This window comes from Duganella sp. Root336D2 (genome assembly GCF_001425005.1).
Classification (GTDB): Bacteria; Pseudomonadota; Gammaproteobacteria; order Burkholderiales; family Burkholderiaceae_D; genus Rugamonas.
In genome coordinates, this window is record NZ_LMDB01000019.1 from 1 (window position 1) to 8,489 (window position 8,489).

Sequence of the window (8,489 nt, forward strand, 5' to 3'; positions counted from 1 at the left end):
CCGCCGTATGCACCCTGCGTTTTTTGCCTTCACTCATTTGCTATCATCCTTTCGCGGACGACAGCTTAAACCACCGTCTCAATTTCGGGGGCCACTATATTTGTCCGTTCCACGAGGACAGCGAGCCGTCGCTGGTCGTGACGCCGGCCAAGAATTTGTGGCACTGCTTCGGCTGCCAGATCGGCGGCGGCCCCATCGACTGGGTGATGAAGTGGAAGGGTGTGTCGTTCCGGCACGCGGTCGAGTTGCTGAAGGCCGATCCGCAGTTGGCATCGAACCGCTTAGCTGCGGGTGTGCAGGATGCTCCCATCAAGCGCGCCACCGTGCGCAGCCTGCCGGCGCCAGTCGCGTTCGACGCCGACGACCAGACCTTGCTGAACCAGGCGGTCGGCTACTACCACGAGACATTGATGCAATCGCCCGAGGCGCTGGCCTATCTGCGCGCGCGTGGGCTGGACCATCCCGAACTGATAGCGCGCTTCAAGCTGGGCTACGCCAATCGCACCCTGGGCCTGCGCCTGCCGGAGAAAGACCGCGTGGCCGGCGCCGGCATCCGCACCCGCCTGCAGAAGGTCGGCATCTACCGCGAGTCCGGCCACGAGCATTTCAACGGCAGCATCGTCGTGCCGATCATGGACGAGGCCGGCAACGTCACCGAAATATACGGCCGCAAGATTCGCGACGACTTGAGGAAAGGAACGCCGGCCCACCTGTACCTGCCGGGCGCGCACCGGGGCGTGTGGAATGCGCAAGCGCTGGCCGAGCCGAAGGAAATCATCCTGTGCGAGGCGCTGATCGATGCGATGACGTTCTGGTGCGCTGGATACACAAACGTCACCGCCGCTTACGGCGTCGAGGGATTTACGGACGATCACCTGGCCGCGTTACTGCGTAACGGGACCGAGCGCGTGCTGATCGCTTACGACCGGGACGATGCGGGCGAGCGGGCCGCGGCCAAGCTGGCGGCGCAGTTGATGGAGCGTGGCATCGAGTGCTACCGCATCGTCTTTGCGCGCGACATGGATGCGAATGCGACGGCGCTGCATGGCCCGCAGCCGGCGGCCGTGACGCTGGGCGCGGCGATCCGCAAGGCGCAGTGGCTCGGCAAGGGCGAGGCGCCGCATGGTCCGCTTCTTACCTTAGCCGCTCGGGTGCCGGACGCCACGCCGCTTGCGCCATCCACGCCAGCCGTGCGGCCCGACGCTGCTGCTGCCGTTGCCGAAGCGTCGGCCTCGCCATTGCCACCATTGCTTCCATTGCCGCCATCGCCATCACTGCCGCCGTTGCCGGCCTCGCCCATGCCGCCAGCGCCCGCCGTAGAAGCGCCGCCCGAGGAGGTCGACAACGCGCTGCGCATGGTGTTCGGCGAGCGCCACTACCGCGTGCGGGGTCTGGAAAAGAACACCAGTTCGGAGCTGTTGAAGGTCAACCTGCTGGCCGCTTGCGGCGAGCACTTCCACGTCGACACGTTCGACCTGTATGCGGCGCGTGCGCGCGCCAGTTTCGCCGCGCAGGCGGCCAGTGAATTGCGGATCGGCGAGGACGTGATCCGGGCCGACCTGGGCCGCGTGATGCTGAAATTGGAAGCCCTGCAGGACGAACGCCTGCGCAAGGCGCTGGCCCCGGCAGCCGTGGAGGCGGTGCAGATCGGCGAGGAGGATAAGCGCGCGGCTTTGGCACTGCTGGCCGACCCGGACCTAATGGGCCGCATCGTGGCCGACATGGACGCGGCCGGCATCACGGGCGAGGTGACGAACAAGCTGGTGGGCTACTTGGCGGCGACCTCGCGCAAGCTGGCCAACCCGCTGGCCATTGTGATCCGGTCCTCGTCGGCGGCCGGCAAGACCTCCCTGATGGATGCGGTGCTGGCGATGATGCCGGCCGAGGAAAAGATCAAGTACAGCGCCATGACGGGACAAAGCCTGTTCTACATGGGGCAGGCCAATCTGAAGCACAAGATACTGGCGCTGGCCGAGGAGGAGGGCGCCTCGCGCGCTTCCTACGCCTTGAAGCTGCTGCAGTCCGAGGGCGAGCTGACCATCGCCAGCACCGGCAAGGACGCCGCGACGGGTAACCTGATCACGCAGGAATACCGGGTCGAGGGGCCGGTGATGCTGTTTACCACGACGACGGCGCTCGACATCGATCCCGAGCTGCTCAACCGCTGCCTGGTCTTGAGCGTGGACGAGGGGAGGCAGCAGACGCAGGCGATCCACCGGCTGCAGCGCCAGCGCCGCACCTTGCAAGGGCTGCTCGCCAGGCAGGAGAAGGAATACATCGTCGCACTGCACCAGAATGCGCAGCGCCTGCTACGGCCGCTGGCGGTGATGAACCCGTATGCCGAGCGCCTGACCTTCCCGGACAACGCCACGCGCACGCGGCGCGACCATGAAAAGTACCTGACCCTGATCGACACCATCGCCTTGCTGCACCAGTACCAGCGGCCGGTGAAGAGCACGCAGCACCGCGAGCGCAGCATCGACTACATCGAGGTGACGCAGGCGGACATCGAATGCGCCAACGCGCTGGCGCACGAGGTACTGGGGCGCAGCCTGGACGAACTGCCGCCGCAAACGCGCTCGCTGCTGCGCGCCCTGTGCCAGATGGTCGACGCTCTCGCCGGCGAACAGGCCGTCGCGCGCAGCGACGTGCGTTTTACACGCAGGCAGGCGCGCGAGGCGCTGGAGATTGGCGACACGCAGCTGCGCCTGCACCTGGAACGACTGGTCGAATTCGAATACGTGATCGGGCGCCGCAACGGGCCGGGCGGCAAGCTCGTTTATGAGCTGGCGTATGACGCGGGCGGCGAGGGTGGCCGGCCGCATCTGCCGGGCCTGATCGATGTCGGACAACTTGCCGGAAAGAGTGTCGCGGATGGGGCTACGACCGACAACTCGCGGGGGCAAATAGACGAAGTTGCGGGGCACTTGCGGGCCGATAGCGGGCCGGTTTCGGGGGGCTCGCGGGGTGCCGAATCGCCAGTCGTGCCGGGCGTAGCGGGTCACACGCGGCGCGCAGCGACCAAAACGCACGTCCCTGCCGAAAACGGCGCGGTCCTGTCGTACCCGCATCCGCCACTGACCGCCCTGGTGTGACGCCATGCAAAAGGGCCAGCGCATCAAGACCCGCCGCCCGGCCGCCGTCAAGCCGGGCGGGCCGAACAAGCAGCGCGACCGCACGCTGGACGCGCACCCGCTGACGCGCTACATGGAGCTGCACTTCGAATGGATGCTGGTGACGGGCTACGCCGAGGACACGGTGCGGGCGCGGCGTAGCGCCTTGAAGCGCTTCATCGGTTGGTGCGCCGAGCGCAGCATCGTCGACCCGCGCACCATTACGCGACCAATCATCGAGCGCTACCAGCGCCACTTGTTCTACTACCGCAAGGAAGACGGCAACCCGCTCACGTTGGGCACCCAGCACGGCTTCCTGGCGCCCCTGAAAACCTTCTTCAAGTGGCTCACGCGCGAGAATCACATCGCCTTCAACCCGGCGTCCGAACTGGAGTTGCCCAGGAAGGGCCGGCAACTGCCGCGTACCATCCTCTCCGTGGCGGAAGTCGAGGCGATCATCAACGAGGCCAACCCCGCCAACGCACAGGGACTGCGCGATCGGGCCATGCTGGAAACCCTGTACAGCACGGGGTTGCGGCGCATGGAGCTGCCGAATCTGATGCTGTACGACGTCGACCTGGCACGGCGGGTGGTGTTCGTGCGCGAGGGGAAGGGGCGGCGCGATCGCGTCATTCCGATTGGCGCGCGGGCGGCGGCCTGGGTCGAGAAATACCTGATGGAAGGGCGCCCGCAGTTGCTCACCGTCGAGCACGACGCCCTGTTCGTGAGCGACTACGGCGAGGCGGTGTCGGGCGAGTTCGTTGCTGCCAAGGTCAGGCGCTACATGGCCTTCGCCGGCATCGACAAGCCGGGCGCGGTGCACCTGCTGCGCCACGCCTGCGCCACCCACATGCTCGAAGGCGGCGCCGATACGCGCTTCATCCAGGCGATGCTGGGGCATGCCAACCTGGCCACGACGCAGATCTACACCCACGTTTCCATCGACAAGCTCAAGGAAATCCACGCGGCCACCCATCCGGCGCGCCTGGAGCGGCGCCAGGGCGGCGAACGGGGTGACGGCGACCTGATTGATCGGCCCGCATCGAGCGCGGCTTCCAGTGCCCTCCTGGCAGCTCTGGAAGCTGACGAGTCCGACGACGAGGACGCGCCGTAGCACAAGGGCATTCCGCCTGCCGCGCACGGCGCCAGTTTGCCGGCGACGAGGCCGAGGAGGAGCGCATCCTGGCCGGCATCAGGCATGACGCTACGAAAGCGGACGCCTACCTCGACTTCGAATAGGCACCGTTACGCAGTAACGAACCCGAGCGGCATGCCGCTGCTGCTTTGCAGCCCAAGCTATCCATCTCCTGCTGCACGCGTCCATAAAACGGGCGTGCAGCGCCATGTTTGGCCATCAAGCCGGCGCCGTTACGCAGTAACAATCACGACACACCGCAGTGCCCACCTCCGATACTCTCCGCTATGTGGTCGCAATTTGCGACCACATAGCGGCCGGCCGGCATCAAGGCCGCCTGGCCGCCGAGAAAATCGTCTCTTGCGCGCGCCCGGGCAATCGGCCAAACTCGCGTCTGGAAAATTTCCTCGCTCTTTAAACAATTCATTAGCAGCGCCCGCCCGTAAGTCATTGATGCGTCTAGCAAAAATGGCTTGCGTTACGACCGCTCGCGTCAGCGCATAACGTTTACCTGTATGCATACGCCAATCCAACGGTATATGTGGATTTGAACGGTTACGAGAGCGTCTTCAAAGATGCCTCGGAGCAGCTGGGGAACTTCTCACAATACTTAAACGGCCAGGTTGCCAATTATGGCAACGGTACGGCACTCGGCCATGCCGGCGCTGTGGCAACCGGAACGACCAAGGTCGTTGCCGGCCTGGGCCACGGCATCCTGATCCCGCTCGATTACATCGCGAACGGTTACCAGGTAGCAGTAGGCCAGGTTAACGGCATGGATACTTCTGCTGCGCGAAACGACATCGACGCGACAAACACGGCCGTGGTTAATGGCATAAAGGGGACAGCTAATTTCATCTTTAATGGCGGCTGGAGGAAGACGCTCAACAAAGTAAAAGCAGATGCCGCGGCTGCCGCTGACGGCGATGTCACCGCCACCAGTAGGCTGACGGAGGACGCCATCAATGGCGTAATGATGGCGCAAAATGCGGCAGCGACCGTGAAGAATGCTGCTTCCATGGCTGGCAAGATCAAAGCAAAACTCAGCAAGCCGGAAATGAAGGCTCCTGCTGAAGCAGCGCCAGCGGCTCCTGCGAAGGCCGGCGCGAACGCGGAAGGCCAGACGACTGCCGAGCGCGGCAGTGGCCCTGGGGTAAAAGACGCTGCACCGAACGAGCAAGCCTCTACGGGGCAGAAGACGGCAAAACCTGAGGCGAATCCAAAGCGAAAGCGATGCTCGTCTTGCTTCGTTGCGGGGACGCTGGTCGCTGTAAAGGAAGGGTTCAAAGCCATTGAGGACGTTCGCGTCGGCGATTTCGTTCTGTCGAAGAGCCAAGTTACTGGCGAGGTTGCATACAAACCGGTGACCGACCTGATCCTGACCAGGAATAAGGGAGTGTTCGAACTGACGTTGCGCGCAGCTACCGGCGCGATCCAGAAGTTCGAGGTCACGGACAACCATCCATTCTGGGTTATCGATCGATCATTCTTGGAAATTGGCGAGGCTGGAGCCGGTTGGGTTAATAGTGGCGATTTAAAGCGTGGAATGCGTGTTTTGACCAGTGCAGGCGAAACGCTCGTCGTCGAATCTCTGGTCGCCACGCTGGCTTCCCCGGATACTTACAATTTAACAGTCGCAGAATTCCATACCTATTTTGTCGGTGCCCAAATGGTGTGGGTCCATAATATCGACTGTATTGACACATGGGAAAACGAAGGTGGTAGGCATCCAGATGTCGAGACACCACAGGCTAAGAATGATCCAAGGGGCGCCTCGAAAAACCGCCTCAGCCATGGCATGATGTCAGCGCATCGAACTTGACGACCCTGCCATGATGAAACCCAACCTATTCGCTGCCCAGGAGCGCGAAGCCAAGCTGACGAAGCTGGGCGACGCGCTGCAAGTGCTGGAGCGGCATGTTGACTTCGCGGCGCTGGCCGATGCGGTCGATGAAGCAGCGCCACGGCCCGGCCGTGAGCGAGGCGGGCGACCGCCGTTTCCTACCGAGGTGATGGTGCGGATTCTGTTGATCCAGCAACTGTTCAACCTCTCGGACGAGCAGATGGAATTCCAGCTGCTTGACCGGCTCAGCTTCCAGCGCTTCGCCGGCCTGCGCGACTCCAGTCAGATCCCCGATCGCACCACGATCTGGACTTTCAAGGAGCGCCTGATCAAGGCCGGCGCCAGCGAAAGCGTGTTCGACGCCGTCAACCGGCAACTGTCCCGGCATGGCTACATCGCCCGAGGCGGCCAGATGATCGATGCCTCCATCGTCCAGGCCCCCAAGCAATCGCTGAACAAGGAAGAAAAAGCCATCGTCGTGGAGCAGAACGCCATGCCTGCCGACTGGTCGCCACCGAAGCGACGCCAGAAAGACCTGGATGCGCGCTGGACCAAGAAACATGGTAAATCCTACTTTGGTTACAAGCTGTCGGTGAACGCGGACAAGCGCTGCAAGCTGATCCGCAAGATCAAAATCAGCACCGCCAGCGAACATGACACCCTTCACTTTGAAGACGTGCTGGATCCGGCCAATACCAGCCGGGATGTCTATGCCGACAAAGGCTACGTCAACCACAAGCGCGAAGAGCGGCTTACCAGTGAAGGCTACCGCATGCACATTCAGCGCAAAGGCGGCAAGGACAAGCCGCTGTCCGAGGCGCAGCAGCGTCGCAACCGGCGCATCGCCAGCCCGCGCGCCCGCGTTGAGCATGTCTTCGCGGGCATGGCGCAACTGGGCGGCAAGATGCTGCGCTCGATCGGCCTGGCACGCGCCACGCTGCAACTGAACTGGAAGGCCGCCGCGTACAACCTGCGTCGCCTTTGCTACCTCAAGGAGGCCAAGTTTTCGGCGTTCTGACGCCCGAGGTCCGTCCGAATAGCCCTAAAAGGCCAGTTCGGATAGCCAAAAGGCCATGAAAGTGGCGGAGATCATGGCGCGGCCGCTTTTTATGCGGCTATTTTTTGCAGCATCAACGCTCAAATCGCCAGTAAATCGAGGTGCCCCAAGATACAACCGCGTGAAGCCGCGAAAGAAAACACTTCAAGCGGTAGATGAGGCACAACCGAAAAATGAGCGCGGCGCGATGTTAGATCCATATAGCCGCGAACCATTGAAGATCGGCCGAACGGATTTGGGACATACACCGGAACACACTTGGGAAAAGCGGCGGCAGATGCATATTGAAAATAAAGCCACGAGAAAACAGGTAATTGAGGCGGAAAACAATCCTGATCTATATCATTGGGAAGATAGTTCGATGAATAGGGGACGTACACGTGACCAAAAGTAAACCAGTTGAACAATACCTCGAGCATATAGAAGCCATTGCTGGAGATAATGGGGAATATTTCCAGATATCGGACTCGTCGGAATCCCTTTTGGCAGTGGTTTCATACGCTAATGTACCTGAACAAGGGTGTCTAACTGCCTTTAGCTTCGGCCTGTCTAGTGCGTCCGTAGTTGGTTGGACGTCAATACGGCCAGAATTGGTGATTTCGGTTGATTCGGAAGATGTGGCTTGGGCCATCGCTATGGGTGAACTCATTAGGAATGCCAAGGGTAGAGAGCACGTTTTTTCATGGGGTGAAATACTGGATTTCCGCACAGCCATTTCGGAAGAATCAGAGATGAGCGCATTCCTTTGCTTCGAATGTACGGTTCTTGCCAAAGAAGACCTGACTGTTAAATTGGCAGATCGTACGATATTTTTATCACAAATATACCCAATTTACGAAGAGGAAATTGACTTCATCCAATCTATAGGCGTCGAGAGATTCTTTTACGATCTAAATATTGATTTTTTTGACGTGAAGCGAGATCGCGTAATTAGTGCGGCCTGAATAAATCGACAGTCAGCAATGACCGTGCTGGAGCCGGCGCCAAGTCCATTCCACCGGAAACGGCGCCATTGCCCCGGCAGTGATCAAGACCAAAAGAAGCCGCTGCTTCGGCAAGATCATGCGCAGGTTGTGTCCGCAGCCGTACAGCAGGGCATGGAACGCATCGCCGTCTGTGCCTTTCAGCCAGTTCCGTCGCAAGCGGCCGTCATTTTTCATGTGCCCGATTGCTGGCTCGATGGGGCTTCGGCCGCGGATGTCCGGTAAGCGTGCAGTCGTTCCACCTGTGAAAGCGTGATTTGCAAAGCCATACTCTGATTTTTACTTTGGAGATGGGGATGTCAAACACTGAACGGGAATTGCTGTGGCGGGAGCGAGTAGCGCGCTGGCGCAAGAGCGG

Annotated in this window: 6 protein-coding genes and 1 pseudogene; 6 read left to right on the top strand and 1 reads right to left on the bottom strand. The window is 61.2% G+C overall.

Features of this window, described 5'->3' with window-relative positions:
* The first annotated feature begins 23 nt into the window (after nucleotides 1-23).
* The 6 genes from ASD07_RS15735 (at nucleotide 24) to ASD07_RS30225 (ending at nucleotide 8,092) form a co-directional block, all read left to right on the top strand.
* A complete protein-coding gene (locus ASD07_RS15735; protein WP_255357013.1) occupies nucleotides 24-3,095 on the top strand; it encodes a toprim domain-containing protein in 3,072 nt (1,023 codons plus the stop codon).
* Nucleotides 3,096-3,099: 4 nt separating this feature from the next.
* Nucleotides 3,100-4,227 (top strand): site-specific tyrosine recombinase XerC, encoded by a 1,128-nt coding sequence (gene xerC, locus ASD07_RS15740; protein WP_055932165.1) that lies wholly within the window; start codon nucleotides 3,100-3,102, stop codon nucleotides 4,225-4,227.
* 568 nt (nucleotides 4,228-4,795) lie between these two features.
* On the top strand, nucleotides 4,796-6,070 hold the full coding sequence (locus ASD07_RS15745) for a polymorphic toxin-type HINT domain-containing protein (RefSeq protein WP_055932169.1): 1,275 nt from the start codon (nucleotides 4,796-4,798) through the stop codon (nucleotides 6,068-6,070).
* 10 nt (nucleotides 6,071-6,080) lie between these two features.
* Nucleotides 6,081-7,109, top strand: coding sequence for an IS5 family transposase (locus ASD07_RS15750; protein WP_055932172.1), 1,029 nt, complete (start codon nucleotides 6,081-6,083; stop codon nucleotides 7,107-7,109).
* 55 nt (nucleotides 7,110-7,164) lie between these two features.
* Entirely contained in the window at nucleotides 7,165-7,542 is a 378-nt protein-coding gene (locus ASD07_RS30220; RefSeq protein ID WP_082507363.1) for a GH-E family nuclease, read from the top strand.
* Nucleotides 7,529-8,092 carry a suppressor of fused domain protein gene (locus tag ASD07_RS30225; RefSeq protein ID WP_162246565.1) on the top strand — a complete coding sequence of 188 codons (564 nt, stop codon included), beginning with the start codon at nucleotides 7,529-7,531 and terminating at the stop codon, nucleotides 8,090-8,092. Before ASD07_RS30220 ends, ASD07_RS30225 begins: the two co-directional genes overlap by 14 nt.
* 12 nt (nucleotides 8,093-8,104) lie before the next feature.
* Here the strand turns inward: ASD07_RS30225 and ASD07_RS15760 are convergent.
* Nucleotides 8,105-8,347: pseudogene (locus ASD07_RS15760) on the bottom strand (hypothetical protein); the annotation flags it as partial.
* Between the last annotated feature and the right edge of the window lie 142 nt (nucleotides 8,348-8,489).

Bases quoted from the DNA above. Each gene is read 5' to 3' on its own strand.
- xerC (WP_055932165.1), top strand. From the start codon at position 3,100: ATGCAAAAGGGCCAGCGCATCAAGACCCGCCGCCCGGCCGCCGTCAAG.
- ASD07_RS15750 (WP_055932172.1), top strand. From the start codon at position 6,081: ATGATGAAACCCAACCTATTCGCTGCCCAGGAGCGCGAAGCCAAGCTG.
- ASD07_RS30220 (WP_082507363.1), top strand. From the start codon at position 7,165: ATGAAAGTGGCGGAGATCATGGCGCGGCCGCTTTTTATGCGGCTATTT.